This window comes from Microcystis sp. M079S1 (assembly GCF_020246425.1).
In the GTDB taxonomy this organism is placed as follows: Bacteria; Cyanobacteriota; Cyanobacteriia; order Cyanobacteriales; family Microcystaceae; genus Microcystis; species Microcystis aeruginosa.
On the sequence record NZ_JADBSZ010000223.1, the window covers coordinates 40,782 to 61,701 of the forward strand.

Annotated in this window: 22 protein-coding genes and 1 pseudogene; 10 read left to right on the plus strand and 13 right to left on the minus strand. The window is 42.9% G+C overall.

Features of this window, described 5'->3' with window-relative positions; translation table 11 throughout:
* Positions 1–66 precede the first annotated feature (66 nt).
* Positions 67–855: a pentapeptide repeat-containing protein gene (locus tag IM456_RS14935; protein WP_149985661.1), complete on the plus strand. Its 789-nt coding sequence runs from the start codon at positions 67–69 to the stop codon at positions 853–855.
* Here IM456_RS14935 and IM456_RS14940 read toward each other — a convergent pair.
* From IM456_RS14940 to IM456_RS14950, 3 genes are all read right to left on the minus strand, one after another.
* Entirely contained in the window at positions 852–1,286 is a 435-nt protein-coding gene (locus IM456_RS14940; RefSeq protein ID WP_172970471.1) for an ArsR/SmtB family transcription factor, read from the minus strand. The two genes, IM456_RS14935 and IM456_RS14940, sit on opposite strands and share 4 nt — an antisense overlap.
* A 35-nt stretch (positions 1,287–1,321) precedes the next feature.
* Positions 1,322–1,486, minus strand: coding sequence for a metallothionein (locus IM456_RS14945; RefSeq protein ID WP_287691654.1), 165 nt, complete (start codon positions 1,484–1,486; stop codon positions 1,322–1,324).
* Positions 1,487–1,660: 174 nt separating this feature from the next.
* On the minus strand, positions 1,661–2,233 hold the full coding sequence (locus IM456_RS14950) for a DUF2808 domain-containing protein (protein WP_149985662.1): 573 nt from the start codon (positions 2,231–2,233) through the stop codon (positions 1,661–1,663).
* Positions 2,234–2,399: 166 nt separating this feature from the next.
* Here IM456_RS14950 and recF point away from each other — a divergent pair, with 166 nt between their 5' ends.
* Complete coding sequence (recF, locus tag IM456_RS14955) at positions 2,400–3,527, plus strand: DNA replication/repair protein RecF (RefSeq protein WP_149985663.1); 1,128 nt, start codon at positions 2,400–2,402, stop codon at positions 3,525–3,527.
* 98 nt (positions 3,528–3,625) lie between these two features.
* Here recF and rpiA read toward each other — a convergent pair whose 3' ends face one another.
* Both rpiA and IM456_RS14965 read right to left on the minus strand, forming a co-directional pair.
* The gene (gene rpiA / locus IM456_RS14960; RefSeq protein WP_149985664.1) at positions 3,626–4,336 is read right to left on the minus strand and encodes a ribose-5-phosphate isomerase RpiA; all 711 of its coding nucleotides are present in this window, start codon (positions 4,334–4,336) and stop codon (positions 3,626–3,628) included.
* A 72-nt stretch (positions 4,337–4,408) separates the two neighbouring features.
* The gene (locus IM456_RS14965; protein WP_149985665.1) at positions 4,409–4,939 is read right to left on the minus strand and encodes an RNA recognition motif domain-containing protein; all 531 of its coding nucleotides are present in this window, start codon (positions 4,937–4,939) and stop codon (positions 4,409–4,411) included.
* A 573-nt stretch (positions 4,940–5,512) separates the two neighbouring features.
* On the opposite strand from IM456_RS14965, the gene IM456_RS14970 reads away from it, so the two are divergent.
* Together IM456_RS14970 and IM456_RS14975 are read left to right on the plus strand one after the other, a co-directional pair.
* On the plus strand, positions 5,513–5,713 hold the full coding sequence (locus IM456_RS14970; RefSeq protein ID WP_002739006.1) for an NblA/ycf18 family protein: 201 nt from the start codon (positions 5,513–5,515) through the stop codon (positions 5,711–5,713).
* Between the two features lie 133 nt (positions 5,714–5,846).
* Complete coding sequence (locus tag IM456_RS14975; protein ID WP_149985666.1) at positions 5,847–6,728, plus strand: universal stress protein; 882 nt, start codon at positions 5,847–5,849, stop codon at positions 6,726–6,728.
* A 354-nt stretch (positions 6,729–7,082) separates the two neighbouring features.
* Here the strand turns inward: IM456_RS14975 and arsC are convergent, their stop codons facing one another.
* From arsC to IM456_RS14995, 4 genes are all read right to left on the minus strand, one after another.
* On the minus strand, positions 7,083–7,481 hold the full coding sequence (gene arsC, locus IM456_RS14980; RefSeq protein ID WP_149985667.1) for an arsenate reductase, glutathione/glutaredoxin type: 399 nt from the start codon (positions 7,479–7,481) through the stop codon (positions 7,083–7,085).
* 130 nt (positions 7,482–7,611) lie between these two features.
* Complete coding sequence (arsH, locus tag IM456_RS14985) at positions 7,612–8,232, minus strand: arsenical resistance protein ArsH (RefSeq protein WP_079205466.1); 621 nt, start codon at positions 8,230–8,232, stop codon at positions 7,612–7,614.
* Positions 8,233–8,241: 9 nt separating this feature from the next.
* Positions 8,242–9,387 (minus strand): ACR3 family arsenite efflux transporter, encoded by a 1,146-nt coding sequence (gene arsB, locus IM456_RS14990; protein ID WP_149985669.1) that lies wholly within the window; start codon positions 9,385–9,387, stop codon positions 8,242–8,244.
* Between the two features lie 125 nt (positions 9,388–9,512).
* Positions 9,513–9,851 (minus strand): ArsR/SmtB family transcription factor, encoded by a 339-nt coding sequence (locus tag IM456_RS14995; RefSeq protein WP_052275460.1) that lies wholly within the window; start codon positions 9,849–9,851, stop codon positions 9,513–9,515.
* Between the two features lie 175 nt (positions 9,852–10,026).
* On the opposite strand from IM456_RS14995, the gene psb30 reads away from it, so the two are divergent.
* The 5 genes from psb30 to ppsA all read left to right on the plus strand — a co-directional run bounded on the left by psb30 (position 10,027) and on the right by ppsA (position 16,753).
* On the plus strand, positions 10,027–10,146 hold the full coding sequence (gene psb30 / locus IM456_RS15000) for a photosystem II reaction center protein Ycf12/Psb30 (protein WP_002736367.1): 120 nt from the start codon (positions 10,027–10,029) through the stop codon (positions 10,144–10,146).
* A gap of 290 nt (positions 10,147–10,436) precedes the next feature.
* Entirely contained in the window at positions 10,437–11,993 is a 1,557-nt protein-coding gene (locus tag IM456_RS15005) for a M16 family metallopeptidase (protein ID WP_287691658.1), read from the plus strand.
* Positions 11,994–12,057: 64 nt separating this feature from the next.
* Positions 12,058–13,506, plus strand: a complete 1,449-nt coding sequence (locus IM456_RS15010) for a M16 family metallopeptidase (protein ID WP_149985671.1) — start codon at positions 12,058–12,060, stop codon at positions 13,504–13,506.
* A 73-nt stretch (positions 13,507–13,579) separates the two neighbouring features.
* Positions 13,580–13,834 carry a UPF0175 family protein gene (locus IM456_RS15015; protein WP_149985672.1) on the plus strand — a complete coding sequence of 85 codons (255 nt, stop codon included), beginning with the start codon at positions 13,580–13,582 and terminating at the stop codon, positions 13,832–13,834.
* Between the two features lie 477 nt (positions 13,835–14,311).
* On the plus strand, positions 14,312–16,753 hold the full coding sequence (ppsA, locus tag IM456_RS15020; protein ID WP_045360340.1) for a phosphoenolpyruvate synthase: 2,442 nt from the start codon (positions 14,312–14,314) through the stop codon (positions 16,751–16,753).
* 197 nt (positions 16,754–16,950) lie between these two features.
* Here the strand turns inward: ppsA and IM456_RS15025 are convergent, their stop codons facing one another.
* The 4 genes from IM456_RS15025 to cbiE all read right to left on the minus strand — a co-directional run bounded on the left by IM456_RS15025 (position 16,951) and on the right by cbiE (position 20,764).
* Positions 16,951–17,454 (minus strand): type II toxin-antitoxin system VapC family toxin, encoded by a 504-nt coding sequence (locus IM456_RS15025; RefSeq protein WP_149985674.1) that lies wholly within the window; start codon positions 17,452–17,454, stop codon positions 16,951–16,953.
* Positions 17,455–17,456: 2 nt separating this feature from the next.
* Positions 17,457–18,242, minus strand: a complete 786-nt coding sequence (locus IM456_RS15030) for a hypothetical protein (protein WP_149985675.1) — start codon at positions 18,240–18,242, stop codon at positions 17,457–17,459.
* A 272-nt stretch (positions 18,243–18,514) separates the two neighbouring features.
* Positions 18,515–19,147 carry a Uma2 family endonuclease gene (locus tag IM456_RS15035; protein WP_287691663.1) on the minus strand — a complete coding sequence of 211 codons (633 nt, stop codon included), beginning with the start codon at positions 19,145–19,147 and terminating at the stop codon, positions 18,515–18,517.
* Positions 19,148–19,495: 348 nt separating this feature from the next.
* Positions 19,496–20,764 carry a precorrin-6y C5,15-methyltransferase (decarboxylating) subunit CbiE gene (gene cbiE / locus IM456_RS15040; RefSeq protein ID WP_287691664.1) on the minus strand — a complete coding sequence of 423 codons (1,269 nt, stop codon included), beginning with the start codon at positions 20,762–20,764 and terminating at the stop codon, positions 19,496–19,498.
* A gap of 63 nt (positions 20,765–20,827) precedes the next feature.
* Between cbiE and IM456_RS15045 the strand changes: the two are divergent.
* Positions 20,828–20,920, plus strand: a pseudogene (locus IM456_RS15045) (DUF3782 domain-containing protein); the annotation flags it as partial.

The window sequence follows — 20,920 nt, forward strand, 5'->3', positions numbered from 1 at the left end:
AGTTCAGCGATTGGCCCTGATCGCATGGTTATTATCAATAAGAATAAATAGAGTTCTTTTTAAACTATGTACAAATCGATCGCCCTAACCCTCGTCCTCAGTCTTCCCCTGAACTTCTCCCTAGTTGGTTATGGGGAAGATTTAAACCACCTACAGCAATTATTATCCACCCGAAAATGTCCCCAATGCGATCTGAGCGGTTCGGGGTTAGTGCAATCGAATCTAGTCGGGGCAAAATTAAATGGGGCCAATCTCGTCGGGGCCAATCTTAGTCAAGCTAATTTAAGTGGGGCGGATCTGAGTGGCGCAAATTTAACTGGAGCCTCTCTTTTTGGTGCTAATCTGACTGGAGCGAACTTAACCGGGGCAATCTTGACGGGTGCGGATTTAAGAGGCACTTATCTCAATAATGCTAACCTCGACAACACCAAACTAGACACTGCATACGTGCAGGGTGCGGTGGGAATTCCCAGTAGTGCCGGTACTCCTGAACTATTCTATGGTCTAGGAATGGTGGAAGGAAAACAGGGACGCACCAGCGCCGCTATAGAAAATTTTAATAAGGCCTTGACAATTAACTCAGAATATGCTCCAGCTTATCTGGCCCGGGCCATGGCTCACTATCGTCTGGGACAAAATGCGCTAGCGGCCCAGGACGCTCAAATGGCTTCGACTCTCTTTCAACGACAAGGTAATACCCCCGGTTACGAAGCGGCAGAGAATTTTATTAAAGGCATGGAAATCGCCCTAAAACCGCGAGAACAAGGTGGTGGCAACGCTCAATTAGACCAAATGGTGCAGGGGATTGGTTCTCTGCTCTTACAGTTTGTTTTACCCGCTTTGGGACTGTTTTAATCCTCGTCCGCTGGCTCTTCTAAATGTTCCGAGACCGCATAATAAAGGTCAAGAACATGATGATCGGCAAGACGATAAAAGACTCTCCGTCCCTGTTTTTGGTATTTAACTAATCTTAAGGCTCTTAGGGTTCTTAACTGGTGCGATACGGCCGATTCACTCATCCCTAAATCGTCGGCTAAATCACAAACACATAATTCTCTTTTGGCTAAAAGCGACAGAATTCTGAGGCGGTTGGCATCCCCCAAAAGGCTGAAAAATTCGGCCATTTTTTGGGCTTTTTCGATTTCTAATCCCTGCAAGTGCTGAAATTTCCCCTCTTGGTGATGGGATTCCCCACAAACCGGTGCTATTTTCTCTAGGGCCATGTTTTTTCCTGATCGGTTATTAAGGGAAAGTTGAGAAAGGGAGGTATCGATCAAATCTTCCATGCCGATACTTGTCCCCTTCTCCCCAATAACTAAATTTAACCGCAAACACAGCCCGGGTGTCCACAGCCTTTCCCTTTAACGTGACCATCGGCACAAGCTTGGCAACAGTAGTATTTATCGTTTTCTTTGATGGCATCGGCGATCGATACTTGACACGTACAGGATTCACAAGCACATTTCATGGTGGTGACAGCGATCATGGTTACTACCTCGGAACTTCTTTACTGACTTTAGTATAACATCTGAACAGATGTTCATGGATTGAATAAAGTTAAATTTTTCTAAAACTCAGAGGGGAAAGTTAGAGCAGTCATCTCATATTTACTGCTCACTGATTACTGCTCACTGTTTACTGTTTTTAGACGCGGAACGGCCTACCAGCGATCGCCAGCCTCATAAATTGCTAAACGTCCGACACCTAGATATAATCCGGGAGAATTCTCCCCGGGGGGATAAGCAGTAATTCCAAACTGATAGACACCACCATAATCAGGATTTCGTACTGGTTTCAGACCGATGGAAACGGTATTACCGGGGGGGACAGGAGGATCAAAAATGACCGTGATCGTCTGAGTATTGGGGTCAAAAGTAGTGGATTTTAGGGTTAATTTTTCGCCTCGCTGATTGCGATCGCCAAGAAAAGCAAAGGTTTGATCGAGAAGAAAAGCAATAGTTTGAATATTAGGCTGCTGTTGTATGGTTACTTTACCCAAGGGTGCCCCGAGAGACGGCGGTAGAGCGATGGTAAGATAGTATTTTGCCCCCCAAGTACGCACGGATTGGAAAGTAGCGGAGAAATTAACCAGAGTGGGAGAACTCTCAAAAAATATTCTGCCATCGGGAAATTGTCCTGCGAGGGAAACAGAAGCATCAAAAGCGAGTATAGCAATCAAAGCGAGTTTAGATAGACTTTCAGTCTGTTTTAAAGGCAAAAAAGGAATTTTCAAGGTAAAAGCTACTATAAAATATTGATTGTCAAGAGGAATTATACCAAATTCACTTAACCCTAAACCGCTGCCATTATCAGTGATCAGTTATCAGTTGTTTTCTCCCCACTCCCCCACACCCCACACCCCACTTCCCCAACCCCCAACAGCTAACCCCCAACTTGCAATGTATCTCGAACACCTACATCTTCACAGTTTTAGAAATTATGCCGAACAGTTGCTAAAATTCGAGTCCAAAAAAACAATATTATTGGGCAATAATGCTCAGGGAAAATCCAATTTACTAGAAGCGATCGAACTTTTGGCCACTCTCAAGAGCCATCGAGTCAGCAAGGATCGGGATCTGGTGCTAGAATCGGACTCGGAGGCGAGAATTTTTGCTAGGGTTAATCGTCTTTATGGAGCATCAGAATTAAGTTTAATTCTCCGTTCTTCCGGTCGTCGCACCGTGATCCGTGACCGTCAACCCCTGCGCCGTCATCTCGATTTTTTGGGCGTGATTAATGCGGTACAATTTTCTAGTCTCGATCTGGATTTAGTGCGCGGTGGTCCGGAAGCTCGCCGAGATTGGTTAGATACTTTATTAATTCAATTAGAACCCCTATACGTTCATATTTTACAGCAATATAATCAGGTTTTACGACAAAGAAATGCTCTCTTAAAAGAGATTCGTAAACAGGAATTAGAGGGAAAAGTTTATGGAGATTTATCCCAGCTAAAACTCTGGGATTTACAACTAGCAGAAACCGGTTCAAGAGTAACGAGAAGAAGGGCGCGAGTCCTGCAAAGATTAATTCCTTTAGCCCAAAAATGGCACGAAAGTATTAGCGGAAAAACCGAATTTTTAGAATTACAATATATTCCTAATGTGCCTTGGGTAGAAGATGATGTCAATGGGGTACAAAGGGCTTTTTTAGATAAGATTGAAACCCGTCGTTTGGCAGAGAAACAACTAGGGACATCGGTAGTCGGTCCCCACCGGGATGAAGTGGATTTTTTAATTAACCAAAACCCCGCTAAATCCTACGGTTCCCAAGGACAACAAAGAACCTTAGTTTTAGCCTTAAAATTAGCGGAATTACAGTTATTAGAGCAGATTATCGGGGAACCTCCCCTACTACTCCTCGATGATGTTTTAGCGGAATTAGATATCGAACGACAAAATCAATTATTAGATGCGATCGAAGACCGTTTTCAAACTTTAATTACCACCACTCATCTCAGTTCTTTTGAGTCCCGTTGGTTGCAATCTTCCCAAGTATTTTCTGTCAAAAAGGGACATATTTTTTATTAACCTATAGCCTCTCGTTATTTTGCTCTTTGTCTATATATACCCATAATAACAAAACAGGCCGCAGGCCTGTTTCACTATTAGATTAAGAATAATTAATCCTACCTAATCTCGCGGACTACCGGCTTACCGTCGATAATTTCACCGACGAGAATCAGATCAGCAACCCCGACAAATAAACCATTTTCTAAAACCCCCGGCATATTATTAATAGTTCTTTCCAAATCAGCCGGATCATCGATACTATCAAATTTAACATCGATAACTAAATTGCCTTGATCTGTCACCACGGGGCCGGCTTTTTTCACTCCCATACGGAGAGAAGGTTTACCACCGAGGGCCTCTAATTTCAGCATCACCGGAGTCATGGCCATGGGTAACACTTCCACCGGCAAAAGAAAAGTCGATCCCAACTTATCCACCAGCTTATTGCCATCCACCACCACGACAAAAATATCGGCGAGACTATCGACAATTTTCTCCTGAGTATGGGCAGCACCGCCGCCTTTAATCAGGTTTTTCTGGGGATCCACCTCATCGGCCCCATCGATAGCGATATCCATCTTCACGATGACATCGAGGGTAGTGAGGGGAATTCCGTACTTCCTAGCCAAAACTTGCGCTTGAAAAGAAGTAGGAACCCCGACAATATTGCTGATTTCCCCGCTTTGCAGTCTAGCACCCAGATATTCGATCGCGTAGGCCGTTGTTGAACCAGTTCCCAATCCCACGACCGAATTAGATTGAACTAGATTAGCGGCGGCTTTACCGACCTCCTGTTTCATGAGAATGACCGGATCGATTGCTGTCATGATGCACATTCCTAAAAGCGATGTTTTGAACCTCTTAGTTATCGGCTATCCCTTGCCCTCTTGTCAATGCAATTAGGGATTAGTGGCCTGAGCTGCTAACATTTCCTTGAGTTTAGCCAATTCATTAGCCCAACGGGGATCTGGCTGTAAAGCGTCACCATCGCTGGTAACTTTCGGAGCATTATTGCCACCCCGTTCAGCCTTGCGTTTTTTGCCGCCGCCGCCACCACCACTACTGGATTTGCGCGGTGCTGCCGTCGTCGGTTTCGGAGTCGGTCTTTCGACTTTTTCCGGGGTTTCTACGCTGGCCTCCGGCCCTTCTGCTTCTTCTCCTTCTTCTTTACCTCCCTTGCTCCGGGGGAGAGCTTTCTCGATTTTGATCGGGTTTTCCATGAAGGATTGGCCGTTGTATTTTTCGATAAACTGGTCGGCTAGTTCATCACTAGGGACGGTAACGAAGGCAAAACCGCGACATTTGCCAGTTTTGCGATCTTTGATGACTTTAGTGGTGATCGTATCCCCTTCATCGGCAAAAAGCGCCTGTAATTTTTCGCGCTCGACGGATTCTTTGGGCAAATTACCAACGTATAGACGAACGGACATGATGGATTCCTCCAAGTATAGGGTGATGTAAAAACTTGTGCGACATTCCGTGCCTGTATCCTGATTTTTTTAAGGCAAACAGAGCTAAGGAGGATGTTTCCCAGCGATAAGCTTGTAGTTTCTGCACGATAGCGGCTGTGGCCGTCAATTTTGACTATCCTTAACGATTTCAACGAGAGTAACGGAATCTAGGAGTTACGCTTTTTAGCTGTTAACAGGGCTAATCATTCAACTTACCCGATTTATGTCGCTCTCTTCGATTATTACAGAATGTTTACACAATTTGTCAAATATTTTCTCTCGCTCCGGGCTGCCATGGAAAAAAATAAGTATAACTACTTAAGTATTTGTTCACAGTAAGCAAAATTTTATTAAAACTCTTGCTAAATGTATCATTATATGCTTCTTTCCTTTTGGCGGCGGGGTATCCTAGCTAACGGGAGGGAAAAAGCAAAACCCTCTTTACAGATACATTGACACTTTGTCAAGTATTTGTTACATTAGTTAAAAAAGGTGATACCAATCACCCATCTCGCTTGTTATCAACCACTGTCTTCATCGAGGAGGAACACCATGTCTCAACCGATCGAACTTTCCTTAGAACAACAGTTCAACATTCGTTCTTTTCAGACTCAGGTAGAAAAAATGAGTCAGGAGCAAGCGCAGGATTTCCTGATCAAGCTCTACGAACAAATGATGGTCAGAGAAAATATGTACAAAGCTTTTCTCAAACACCAGTGGGGTCTAGATTCTAATCCCTGGGCTCCCCAATAACTCATTTCACCCCTGCGGGCGACCTCTTTCTCCGGCTGGGTTTCTCCGGAAACGAGCTAGGGATGCGGGGCGCATTTCTTCACCTTTTTAGCTATTCTTAGGGAAGGATAACCGAATTGCTAGGGGTTAATTTATGTTCGAGCGCGCTTTGATCTGTACAGATCTTTTCGATGGTCTCCATCGTCTTGTCCATTGTGTGCCACACTTAGCCCTGAGCGGCTTAAAACAAGTTATCTTCCTCCACAGTATTCCGGTTTGGGAACAACCCACCCTAGCTGCCGTAGATCAAGGAAAAATTGATGCGGCTAAAGAAAAATTATCCCCAGCTTTAGCAAATATTCCCGACGGCATGACAGTTATTGTCGAAATCTCTAACCGTCGTCCCGTGGATGCCGTGCGGGAAATCCTCGCTCATCACTCTATCGACGTGATTTTGATGGGAAATCCCATGCGCGGTGCTGTCCAAGAAAAATTATTCGGTAGTACCAGTTTAGCGATCGCAGGTATTACCGATATTCCGCTGCTGATTTTCCGACCGCAATTATTATCAGTTTATACTCGCGATGAATTAGCCCTGCGCTGTCAACATCTCTGGAAACATTTATTAATTCCCTACGACGGCAGTACCGACGCGATTTATCTAATTGAACAGATAGAAAAATACGCTCAAACTCGCTCCCCTGGCTCTTTTGAGCAATGTCTTCTCCTCCGGGTAGTGGAAAATATCAGTCGCGATCCCGGTGTCACCGAATCTCGTTTAAATGATGCCCGTCGGGAATTAGAATCGGTGCAAGCGCGACTAGAAAAACTCGGTTTGCAAGTACAGAGCCAAGTGCGACAAGGAACACCTGTATTAGAAGTTTTGACGGCAGCAGAAGAAGATGATATCGGTGCGATCACTGTAGCCACCTGCCATCGTTCCAATATGTTGGAATGGTTAGCAGTGCGTCGGATTAATGAAGATATTCTTCATCAACTGTGGTTCCCCTTATTATTTTTCTCCCCGAAGGGATAGACTGGAAAAAAGATTCTCTTGGGGATAAACCACAGAGACACAAAGGACAGAGAGAGGAAGACAGATTCGAGCGCTAAAATCTATCACACAAACGACAAGAGAGCCGAAGATTTTTGGGGAAAATTAACTTAAGTAAGTAGTTATAATTAAATTAAAAATAGATTTTGCCTCTGATCCCCCCTGCCCCCCTAGGGTTGATTCATAGTAGGGTTGATTCATAGTAGGGTTGATTCATAGTAGGGTTGATTCATAGTAGGGTTGATTCATAGTAGGGTTGATTCATAGTAGGGTTGATTCATGAATCAACCCTACCCAAACTCCTTGATAAGGTGGGGATCTGACAACTTTTAACACCTACCTACTTAACTGTTCAATTAATCCCACAACTTTAGCCTTAATTTCATCGCGAACTCGGCGAAAAGTTTCGATGGGTTGACCATCGGGATCATCAATTAACCAATCCTCGAAAATTTCCTGTAAAACCCATCCTTCCGGCAGATTGACACCGCAACCACATAGGGATATAACGGCATCGTAATCTTCGGGATTAAAATCCCTAATTGATTTAGAAGTTTGGTCAGTAATATCAATGCCAATTTCTTCCATAACTGCGATTGCACCGGGGTGAACTTTGGCCGCTTCTAATCCGGAACTTGTGACGGCAATTTTACCCGCGCCTAAAGTTTTAGCGAAACCTTCGGCGATTTGGGAACGACAGGAATTTTTTCTACAGGCAAACATGACTTTTTTCACAATTTTAACTCCTAGAAATTTAATTAGGGGATAGGGAAATGGGGAAATAGGGAAATAGGGAAATAGGGAAATGGGGAAATGGGGAAATGGGGAAATTCAACTAAAACCCCAACACCCCAACACCCAACCCCTAACACCGTTTTTTCTCTTTTTCCTTCCTTTCACTATAGCGATCAGTCAGATAATCTACCTGATCTCGCAGGAGAATGGTAAACTTATAAAGTTCCTCCATCACATCAATAACTCGATCTCGATAGGGGGAATCTTTCATCGTGCCATCCTCGTGAAACTCTTGATAAGCTTTAGCCACCGAAGATTGATTAGGAATAGTAAACATTCGCATCCAACGACCAAGAATTCGCAGGGTATTAACCGCGTTAAAAGATTGGGAACCTCCGCTTACTTGCATGACTGCTAAGGTGCGGCCTTGGGTAGGTCTAACCGCACCAATACTTAAGGGAATCCAATCAATTTGGTTTTTGATAATGCCGCTAATATTGCCGTGAAGTTCGGGAGATGACCAGACTTGACCCTCAGACCATTGACTTAATTCTCGTAATTCTTGCACCTTGGCATGAGTATCGGGAACACTGCCATAAATCGGCAATTCACGCGGATCAAAAAAGCGCACTTCTGCCCCATATTCAGTGATAATTCTGGCAGCTTCTTCCGCTAATAAACGACTGTAGGAACGTTCCCGCAAAGAGCCATACAGAAAAAGAATTCTCGGTTTGTGAGTCGATTGGATCATGGTGAATAATTATTTGTAAGAACTCAAGCAACGAGGATCGAGAAGGGTGGCTTTTTCTGGATCTCTGGGAAACCAAAAGGCGGTTTTTTTACAGAATTCTACCAACATTAACATCACAGGTACTTCAATCAATACCCCCACTACTGTCGCTAAAGCAGCCCCCGAATTCAATCCGAATAACATCACCGCAGTGGCGATCGCTACCTCAAAATGATTACTAGCACCAATTAAAGCAGCGGGAGCCGCATCTTCGTAAACTAAATTGAGTTTGAGAGCGGCCACATAACTAAGAAAAAAAATCAGATTAGTTTGAATAAAGAGGGGAATAGCAATCAGGAAAATATGCAGGGGATTACTAACAATTAAATCGCCTTTGAAAGCAAAGAGGAGGATTAAGGTTAACAATAAGGCAGTGATTGCCACAGGACTGAGATAGTGAAGAAAACGCGATTCAAACCAGGCCCGTCCTTTATGTTTAAAAATCCAGTGACGGCTATAGATACCGGCAATAAGCGGTAAACCAACGTAGATTAACACAGAAAGAACAATGGTCTGCCAGGGGACTACAAAATTATTAGCTGCCAGTAACCATTTACCTAGGGGAGCGTAGAGAAAAAGCATCGCTAGGGAATTGACTGCTACCATAATTAGGGTATGACCCTGGTTACTGTAGGAAAGATAGCCCCACATCAAGACCATGGCCGTACAGGGAGCAATTCCTAGTAAAATAGCTCCAGCAGTGTAGGAACTAGCTAAACTTACCGTCTGTCCTCGGATAATCTCCGTTTGACTCAACCAAGGCAGAAACAGCCAGCCGAGAAAAAATTGAGCCAGCGCCACCATGGTAAAGGGTTTGATCAGCCAATTAACCACTAAAGTTAAAATAACTGGTTTCGGAGTACGGGCAGCCCGGAGAGCCTGAGAAAAGTCGATCTTAACCATGATCGGATACATCATGAAGAAAAGACAGATGGCGATCGGAATAGAAACGTTATAGATACTCATGGCATCTAAAGTCCGCGCTACGTCCGGAAATAACCGACCGAGGGCAATTCCCGCCAAAATACAGAAAATAACCCAAAGGGTAAGATATTTTTCAAAAACACTAAGGCTACCGCCAGCTTTGGCGGCTTTAGGATTGATTTGATTAGTCATCGCATAAAGGTGGAAAGGGAATAATGGGAGATTGGGCAACCCAACTTTATTATTTCAAAAAAAGTTGATATGTCAAGGGTAAAAGCTAGTTATAAAGCTTTAATATTTCTAAAAATCTTGATTGGTTACTGATTTTCCTCGCAGAAACGAGCGGGGACAAGGGCGGCAAAACGACGATATTCGGATAGATATTCTTCTAGGAGAAGAAATTGAGACAGATTTAGGCTGTAGTAGATCCAACGACCCTCTTGACGACTGCGGACTAAATTAGCTTCTTTTAGCGTTTTTAGGTGAAAAGATAATTTAGATTGGGCGATATCGAGATGGTCGCGCAATTCACAGACGCATAATTCCTGATGTCGCAACAGTTGCAAAATTTGCAGTCGCAGGGGATCCGAGAGTGCCTGAAAACCAGTATAAATCCGGGTTAACGAGTCGGGAGATGTGGTCAGAGAGTTGAACATTGAGATGGTCCCTCGGTGGGAAGGAAAGAGGAAAGCGGGAAAATTCAGAATTGCAACAAAACTTTATGTATTTTTGTATCGAATCAGGAAAACCAGCGAATCATCCCCTGTATGATAGACAATGGTTTTGACCAGATTAGCCTTTTAAATCATTGTAAACAGGTTAGGAGACATCATGGAATTATTTGCGGCTCTCAATTTAGAACCCATTTTTCAACTCACCTTCGTGGCGCTAATCATGTTAGCTGGCCCCTTTGTCATTTTCCTACTAGCTTTTCGTGGTGGCGACCTATAAAAACCGCCTCCCCCCCATTGTTATTCGTGCTTTTTTTGACTTCTCTCCTCTTTAGGGGGAGATTTTTTGTCTAAAACACAGGAGTCAGGAGATAGGAGTCAGGAGATTGCTTTTATTTATTCTCCCCACTTCCCCACTTCCCCACTTCCCCACTTCCCAATTCATAATTTATAATTCATAATTCATAATTCATAATTCACAATTCCCACTCCCCCTCTCCTAACAATCGACTGCTAAGATCGAAGATAGCGATCGATCTCTCGCTCCCACGATACCTGATAAAACTATCCATGATCATTAAAAATAACCCCTATTATCGGGCTGTAATCGGCTTTTGGGTCGCTTTCCTTGTGTTTTGGGGTTTTGGGAGTTTCTCACCCCTTCTTGCCCAAGCGAAAGAGCAATCAGCCGATGTGCAATCGATTACCCCCTACCTTAAGCAATTTCAACAAAAAATTACCGAATTTCGCCTCGATAACGGAATAAAATTCATTATCCTAGAAAATCGCGATGCCCCGGTTATTTCCTTTGTCACCTATGCGGATGTGGGAGGTGCCGATGAACCGGACGGTAAAACAGGAGTTGCTCACTTTTTGGAACATTTAGCCTTTAAAGGCACAAAAACCATCGGTACTACCGATTATCTTAGCGAGAAAAAAGTCCTCGATCGCCTTGAAGCTATAGACAAAGAACTGCAAGCGGCCAAAAAAGCGAGTAAAAGCGCAGAAGTGGCTAAATTAACGGAAGAATTTCAACAAGCGAAGGCAGAGTCCGAGAAATTCGTCCAACGCAACGAATACGGGCAAATCGTCGAAACTCAGGGAGGAGTCGGTTTAAATGCCACCACTTCCACCGATGCAACTAGCTATTTTTACAGTTTCCCGTCGAATAAATTGGAATTGTGGATGTCTTTGGAATCGGAACGATTTTTAGAACCGGTGTTCCAACGGGAATTTTACAAAGAAAAAGACGTAATTCTGGAAGAAAGACGGATGCGGACGGATAATAGCCCCTTGGGTCTATTAATCGAAGCTTTTCTCGATCAAGCTTATACTGTCCATCCCTACAAACGTCCCGTTATCGGCTACGATCGAGATATTCGCAATCTGGAACCCTCAGATATCCAAAACTTTTTCGATAAATTTTATGCTGCCAGTAATTTAACCATAGCTATCGCCGGGGATGTGGACCCAGAACAGGTCAAACAGTTAGCTAAGGTTTATTTTGGTCGTTTTCCCGCTAAACCGAAACCCCCCCAGGTGACGGTAGTGGAACCGAACCAAACCAAAACAAAGGAAATTACCCTAAAATTAGCCTCGCAGCCTTGGTATTTAGAAGGATACCATCGTCCCGCCCTCAATCATCCCGATCATGCGGTTTACGAGGTTATCGCCACTTTAATGAGTGAAGGAAGAACTTCGCGACTGTATAAAGCTTTAGTGGAGGACAAACAACTTGCCCTCGCTGCTCAGGGATTTAACGGCTTTCCGGGAGATAAATACCCGAATTTGCTGTTATTCTATGCTCTTACCGCTCCTAATGCCAGTGTGGAGGAAGTAGCGCAGAGTTTGAATTTGGAATTGGAAAGATTGAAAAATGAACCGGTTTCGGAACAGGAATTAGAACGGGTTAAAAATCAACTACGGGCAGCCCTATTAAGAGGTCTTGATTCTAACATGGGCATGGCGCGATCCTTGATTGAATACGAGGTAAAAACCGGCGATTGGCGTAATTTATTCGCCCAATTAGATGCTTATAATGCTGTCACGGCAGCTGATATTCAACGGGTGGCTAAAGAGACTTTTACCCCCGAAAATCGCACTATTGGCCGAATTTTACCGAAGTAACAAGCGGCCAAGTTTGCTTTTTACTCCCTCTTATCTATTCCTTCCGATAATTTTGACTCAAATCATGAAAAAACGCTTACAATGGCTAGGTTTAATCCTGCTCACCCTGATAGGTGTCCTAGCTTTTCGTTCCCCGGCAATTGCCCAAACCCCGCGACATTTTACCGATTTAACTTTTCCTCCCCTTCCTGAAGTTACAGTTCCCCAATACGAACGTTATCAACTAGATAATGGTATGGTGGTTTATTTAGTGGAGGATCGGAGCTTACCTTTAGTGAGTGGTACGGCGATGATTCGGACAGGAGGGAGATTAGAATCCGGGGAAAAAGTCGGATTAGCCGATATTACTGGAACCGTGCTGCGTAGTGGTGGCACTGAAAAACATCCTTCTAATGTCTTAAATCAGTTATTAGAACAAAGAGCAGCCCTAGTAGAAACCTCGATCGATCTTAACGCTGGAACTGCTAGTTTTAGCGCTCTTAGTGAAGATTTAGAAACAGTTTTTAATCTCTTTGCCGAGGTTTTGCGTTCCCCAGCTTTTGAAAGTCAGAGGGTAGAATTAGCCAAAGTTCAGGAAAAAGGGGCGATTGCCCGACGTAATGATGATCCCGATGATATTGCTAGTCGGGAGTTTAGAAAGCTAGTCTATGGTGATAATAGCCCCTACGCTCGTACTGTAGAATATAGCACTTTAGCTAATATTGACCGTCAGGATTTAATCGATTTTTATCGTACCTATGTCCGTCCCGACCAAATAATTTTAGGAATTGTCGGTGATTTTGATTCTCAGTCGATGAAAGCATTAATCAATAAAACTTTTGGCGATTGGAAAAATCCCGCAACTGCCACTAAAATTGTCACCCCTTCTGCAACCCAAAAAAATCTTCAAGGTGTCTTTGTTGTCAATCAACCCCAATTAACCCAGAGTAGCGTTTTATTAGGTCATCTTGGGGGTCGTTTGGATAGTCCCGACTATCCCGCTTTAACGGTATTAAATGAGATTTTAAGCGGTTTTGGTGGTCGTTTATTTAATGAAGTGCGCTCCCGTCAAGGATTAGCTTATTCTGTCTATGGTATCTGGAATAGTCGTTATGATTATCCCGGTTTATTTATTGCTGGAGGTCAAACTCGCACCGATGCCACCGTACCTTTTATTAAGGCAATTTTAGGCGAAATCGAGCGACTTCGCAATCAACCCGTTACTGCCAAAGAATTAGAAGACGCTAAAAATGCTATTCTCAATTCTTTTGTTTTTAAGTTTGAGAAACCTGCTCAAAATTTATCGCGATTGATGACCTATGAATACTATGGTTATCCCCAAGATTTTATCTTCCGTTATCAACAAGCGGTAAAAGGGGTGACAATTGCCGATATTCAACGAGTGGCCCAACAATATCTGCAACCGAATCAAATTGTGACTCTTGTGGTGGGTAATGAACAGGAAATTCAACCTCCTTTATCCAGTTTGGGAACTACGGTTAAAACTGTTGATGTCACCATTACACAACTATAAATAAATCTAGGTTGGATGGAGATAAACTAGGTGAAATCCAACCTAGAAAAATGAGATAAATATAGCACGAGATATGACTTTACAACTCACCATAAATTATCCTGAAAATTTACCCGACTTTCTTCAAAAAACGCAAGAGGAATTCGAGAGAGAAGCAACCTGGGCTATGGTAGTAAAACTCTTTGAGATGAAACGTATTTCATCGGGTATGGCTGCCAATTTATTAGGAGTGGATAGGGTTAATTTTTTATTGAGATTGACCGATTTTGGCGTAGGGATGATTGACTTAACAGAAGAAGAACTATTATCAGACCTTGAAAATGCCTAAAGCTAAATTACAGCCCTTCTCATAAAAAAAAGTATAACCTAATTTGGTATTGACTCCTGACTGCTGACGACCGACTCCCCAAAACGAAAACTTCCTAAGTAGGGAGGCACAATTATTTGTAGGATGGGTTAGCGGTACTGTAAACTATGCGGGCGTTGGGTTTCATGCTTCAACCCAACCTACGTTCTACGTTCATCCTATATTTAATTCCACCCACCTACTTATCTCACCATTGAGATAACTGCTGTAACTATTTTGAGATAACTAAGGCTATCATTGAGGAAAGTTACTGTTGAGACTCCTGATTAGTTTATTAATTTTTGTATCAACTAGCTAGACAATTAAACCCTTTAGAGATAGGGTGATCGTAGCTGAGTTTGCTATTATAGAGTTTTGTAAATAAATATCAAACTCAAGGGTTTTTGAAGATGGTATGTCGCTAAACTGAAAGTATAAAGTACAGAGGTAAAAATACTTATGATGCTACTACAAGATGTTGCGAGAACCTCTAGAGAACAAGCATTAATTCTGTGGTTTGAAGAAGTAGACAGCAAAGACGTGGGATTAGTCGGTGGGAAAAACTCCTCATTAGGCGAAATGATCCAACAATTAACCCCGAAAGGGATTAATGTCCCCACAGGATTCGCCACCACCGCTTACGCTTACCGTCACTTTGTCGAAAAAGCCGGACTAGACGCACAATTAAGACAAATTTTCCAAGATTTAGACGAAAATGATGTGCAGAACTTGCAAGAAAAAGGTAAACAAGCGCGCACATTAATCCTCAATACACCGTTCCCCGATGATTTAAGTCATGCGATCGCTATTGCCTATCGCCGACTCTGTGAACGTTATGGCGATGATCTCTATCATTCCATAGATGTGGCCGTTCGCTCAAGCGCCACTGCCGAAGACTTACCCGAAGCGAGTTTTGCCGGACAACAGGAAACCTATCTCAACGTGCAAGGGGTAAGGGGAGTTTTAGAAGCTTGCCATAAATGTTTTGCCTCTTTATTCACCGATCGCGCTATTTCCTACCGTCATCATAACGGTTTCGATCACTTTGCCGTCGCCCTTTCCGTCGGTGTCCAAAAAATGGTGCGTTCAGATCTAGCCACCTCCGGGGTGATGTTTTCCATCGATACGGAAACAGGGTTCAAAAATGCCACTTTAATCACCGCAGCCTACGGTTTAGGGGAAAATGTCGTGCAAGGTGCTGTTAACCCCGACGAATATCTGGTTTTTAAACCCACTCTTAAAAACGGCTACAAACCCATCCTCGACAAACGCCTCGGCAGTAAAGCGATCAAGATGATCTACGATGATGGAGGATCGCGTCTAACCAAGAATATCCGAGTTAACAAGCTAGAACAGGATCAATTCTGCATTAGTGACCAAGAAATCCTTACTTTAGCCCGTTGGACGACCCAAATCGAGGAACATTACTCGCAAGTGCGCGGAACCTACACCCCCATGGACATCGAATGGGCAAAAGATGGGATCACGGGAGAACTCTTTATCGTTCAGGCCCGTCCAGAAACCGTACAATCGCAAAAAGCAGCTAATATCCTTAAATCCTACGAAATTAAAGAAAGAAGTCAAGTTTTAGCGGTGGGACGGAGTGTAGGTGCGGCAATCGGTCAAGGAAAAGCCAGAGTCATCCTCAGTGTAGATAAAATCAACAACTTTAAACCGGGAGAAGTTCTCGTCACCAATCGCACGGATCCCGACTGGGAACCGATTATGAAACAAGCAAGCGCGATCGTTACTAATCAGGGTGGTCGTACTTGTCATGCCGCTATTATCGCGCGAGAAATGGGCATTCCGGCGATCGTGGGTTGCAATAATGCCACGGAAACGATTAAAACCGGTCAGGAAGTCACCGTTTGCTGTGCGGAAGGGGATGAAGGGAAAGTTTACCTCGGATTGCTACCCTTTGAAATTCTTGAAACTCCCCTGGACAATTTGCCCCAAACTCGGACAAAAATCCTCATGAATATCGGTAATCCTGAAAAAGCCTTCGCTTTTGCCGATATTCCTGCCCAAGGGGTCGGTTTAGCCCGTCTAGAGTTTATTATCGCTAACCATATTCAGGCCCACCCCAGCGCCTTGCTGAAATTCCACGAATTGGAAGAAGGAGACGTAAAAGACCAAATCGCCGAATTAACCAAACACTACGAGGATAAACCCCAATTTTTCGTCGATAAATTGGCCCGGGGAATTGCCATGATTGCAGCCGCATTCTACCCCAAAGATGTAATTGTGCGGATGTCCGATTTTAAATCCAATGAATACGCTAATTTATTGGGTGGCAAACCCTTTGAACCCAAGGAAGAAAACCCGATGATCGGTTGGCGCGGCGCTTCCCGTTATACTGATCCTAATTATCGCGAGGCTTTCGCTTTGGAATGTCGGGCGCTGAAAATGGTACGGGAAGAAATGGGATTAACTAATGTGATTCCGATGATTCCTTTCTGTCGTACTCCCGAAGAAGGGATGAGAGTCCTCGAAGAAATGGCGAAAAATGGTCTCGAACGCGGGGTTAATGGTTTGCAAGTTTATGTGATGTGTGAGTTACCAAGTAATGTAATTCTTGCTGACCAATTTGCTCAGGTGTTTGACGGATTTTCGATCGGTTCTAATGATTTGACCCAATTAACCTTAGGATTAGATCGGGATTCTGCCCTGGTTGCCCATCTTTTTGATGAACGGAATGAGGGAGTTAAACGCATGGTGAAAATGGCCATTGAAACCGCTAAAGCCCATAATCGCAAAATTGGTATCTGTGGTCAAGCTCCCAGTGATTATCCCGAATTTGCTCAATTTTTAGTGGAATTAGGCATCGATTCTATCAGTCTTAATCCTGATTCTGTCCTCAAAACTTTATTGATGGTGGCAGCAGTGGAGCAAGGACAATAGTTTAGTGATAAAGGTGGGACTTGCCCACCTTTTTTTATCTTAGTATGTTGACAATATTAATCGAGTCTATTTAATTGCTAATTATTATATATAGCGTTTCCTGTTCGCAAGAGGTACATTATCGATGTTGAAAAGCTTAATCAGCAAAGGTTTAACTGTGCCACACAGGTGTGAGAAACGTTATATCATCAGTTTAATCATAGAAATGGTAAGGGAGGTTGAAAACCCTCGATAAATGGCTTTTGTATAATAACTTTTTTGGGATAATTGGGAGAAAAATTAACCTCTTGTGGAACTTTATCAATTAATTTTTGATCTACGGTATCAAAATAATCAAGCTTCATCCTAATCGCTGTAGCGAGATGTAGTGCATCAAAGGGTTGTAGTTTATAACTCCTAATCAGATAACGATTGATTTCCGATGTCTCTCGTTCAAATCCTACTAACTTTATCCATTCATTAGAAAATAGGTTGTTAATAATATTTTCCTGCTCTAAATCAGATAAATCTCGTTTCGCTTTTAGAGATTTAATATAAACAACTTCAGCCATGGTAAAAGCCGATGTATAGAGTTCAATATATCCCTGTTCTGCTGCCAGTAAAATATTCTTACATTGTTCATAATACTGGGGTTCTTCATTGAAAAAACTGATAAAGATTCCCGAATCACAATAATGTTTTTTGATAGACTTTTTTTTCAAGACTAACCTCTAATTGAATTGATAATATTAGACAGGGAAGAAGCAGCATATTTTTCAGGAAAAACTTTCATTTCTTGCACTTGAATATTAATTTTTTCTCCATGCAAATACTGCCGGATTAACCCAAAAACATAAACTCTTTTTCCTAAAGCTTCTCTAGCTTGTTCAAAAAGTTCTTCAGGAAAAAAACATTTAATAATTTTGTTATCAGTTAGGCTACGAATCCCCATCTTTTGACGATTGGCAATATTAATAGATACTAACTGCCCTTCAATAGAGCCATAAATACTGTAAAAATTTTGAGTAATTTCATCTACATTAGCCGCTATATTTTTAGTAACATAAAACCTCCAATTTTCCGTAGAAAACTCGATATAAGCAAAATCATTTGGATCGATTAATTCGCTAAACTTCTTGACATTATACAGGGCTTTATTGTTGAAGTACAAGGGACGTTGAGGTTTTTCCTTAATCAATTCTTCTAAACTATCTCTAAAAACATTGATAATTCTTTGAGGACGCTCAGTTTCCACCTGTTCATCAAGGATATTTGCTTCGGCTGTCATAATAATACTTCCTTGTTGAACTTCCGTAATTGCCCACTCTACTCCCACCTCTCCCGTATCTGATATTTCTTGATCAATTTCCGTCAGGATTATAGAAAAACTCTCTAAAAGTTTTTGGAATTTCACCATAGGAAAATAAGGACCATCAACCTTGAGAGTCAATCTCGCCCTTGATAATCTAGTGGATGAGTAGTCGTTAACTGTAATTTCGTTATTGGTCATCAAATATCATATACAATTTATAATGTACCTGTGAAATTTCTACCCGTTGGCAGTGAGACTGTAAACTTGGCACTGAAAACTGAAGATTTACGAGATAAACTTCACCTATAGGACTCCGACTAGCCGTGCTTAAAGCAATTATCCCTGAACATGAGTTTTTTTGTACTAAGCTAACTAACTTCATCATACTGAAAATACATATAGCCCACTATGGCTATTTTTTACTTGTCTCTTAACAAAGATTAACTTTAAACTGCGATCGAGAGATAAACTTAGATTTCGTCAGGATTAAGGCCTAATTCCCGCAGTTTATTGGCTAATCGTTCCGCTCGTTGTTTTTCCTGATTATAGCTAGTGAAAGCTTGTCCATCGGGATAAAAAAGCAACATTTCCGGTTCTCCTAACTGAAAACGTATTCCTAAACGGGGACTAACCCAATTATCGAGAGTTTCTAGAATTTCTAGCTGATTTTCGCCTCTTATCCAAGCACTGGCATCGTTTTTATGGGGATCATAAAGATAATATTCCTCGACCCCATAACGCTGATAAAATAGCTGTTTTTTGGCCCTTTCCGTGAGGGTGTTACCCGGAGAGAGGATTTCAAAAACCACCTGGGGACTAATATTATTTTCGAGCCATTGTCGATAGGAACCCCTTTCCCCTTTTGGTCTCCCAAAAACCACCATGATATCCGGTGCTTGACGCAGTTTATTATCATTTTCCACAGGATACCAAAGTAAATCCCCCGCAACAAAGACATCAGACTGCTGGCGAAATAGCCAGTCTAAATTAGTTTTAATTGTCGTAATCCAACGAAATTGCAGGGTATTATCGGCCAGGGGTTGACCATCGCTATCGGGGTAGATAATTTTAGTGACGTTAGTTTTATCTAGTCGCGAAACCATAAGACTAAGTAAAAAGTGAAAACTAGAAAATGTCAACAACTTAATTCTATTATAGCGAGCATTTGTATTATGTGGCAATTAGTACAAAAATATTGACAAATAGTATAACTTGTGCATTGGACAATAAAGATTTAATTTTTTTGATGATAACGATTAAAAATTTCGTTGGTTACTAGAAAATTTTTGTCTAATTTTGGGAACTATAATTATAATAAGACTATCAACTGGAATTAGGACAAGAAGATGAGTGGCGGTTTAGTCTATCGACAAAGCCCAGAAGAAGAGGAATTAGAGCAAAAAGTTCTATTGACAACTTTTGCAAGAGGGATCAAGGAGAAAATTAAGGATTTACAATCTCGGTTTCAGAACAGTCCACTGGGTTACGGGGGCCATTGCTTTCCAACCTAAAAATTTACCGACCGGTTCGGCTTTTTCAATGCCAATCCGCAGCAGTTCCCCTCCTAATTTACTATGCCATTGCAAGAGGACTAATTCACTTTCAATTGTAACAGTGTTGGCAACAAGACGACCCCCGGGGCGCAGGGCTAACCAACAGGTTTCCAATAGGTGGGGTGTGGTGATACCGCCACCAATAAAAATAGCATCCGGTTGCGGTAAATCTTCCAGGGCGCTCGGTGCGATTCCGGCGACGATTTGCAGATGGGGCGTTCCCAGGGCGGCGGCATTATCGGCAATGTATTGTAATCTGGTGGGATGATGTTCGATCGCAATAGCCTGGCAACGGCGATCGCTCCGCAGCCACTCAATGGCAATGGAACCACAACCTGCCCCCACATCCCAGAGCAATTGTCCGGGTAGGGGAGCCAATGTACTCAGAGTGATAGCACGAACTTCTCTTTTTGTCAACTGTCCGTCATGATGGTAGGCAGAATCCGGCAGTCCTGGAAGGCGCGGCGCCAGGGTGGGGGGATGGGAGGAGATGCAGCTAATGGCGATGACATTTAGATCCGCCAGATCTGTAAACTCCCAATCGTTGGCGATGCCTTGAATGTGGCGTTCTAGGGTTCCCCCTAGATGTTCTAAAACCGTGATGGAACTCTCGCCAAAACCTCCCTCCCGGAGCAGCCGAGCAGCGATCGCCGGAGTCTGGGCATCGGCGCTCAGTACCAGCAGTTTAGCACCGGGATAAAGCACCCCATTCAACCAAGCCGGAGGGCGACCGCACAAACTCAAAGTTTCCACTTCACTCAGAGGCCAACCCAAACGACTACAGGCAAGACTGAAGGCAGAAGGAGAGGGAATAATCGTCATTTCCTCAAGGGGAATCTGACGGGTGAGGGTGACACCAATCCCGTAGCACATGGGATCACCACTGGCCAAAACACAGACGGATTGACCACGAAGGCGGATAATCTCGTTAACAGAGTCTTGAATAGGAGAAGTCCAGAGCAGTTTTTGCCGTTGATCCTCTGGGGGTAACATTGCCAGATGACGTTCACCACCGACAATAACTGATGCTAAAGAAAGCAGACTTCGCCCCACCGAACTTAACCCTTCTAAGCCATCTTCGCCAATTCCTATGATCGATAGCCATTTCGACTTACAATTGCGATCCGCCATATTAAAAAAAATCGCTACTATTTCATTATCTGCCATCAGGCTCTATCCTTCAAACAAGATATAATCAGGTTAGTATCAAGTTAATTCAGAGGAAAAATTATGACCACTACCGCCGATGATGTTTGGAAATTATTAGCCGAATTAGTAGAAGCTCAAAAAGAGACAGAAAGATGCTTTCAAGAAACCGAGCGA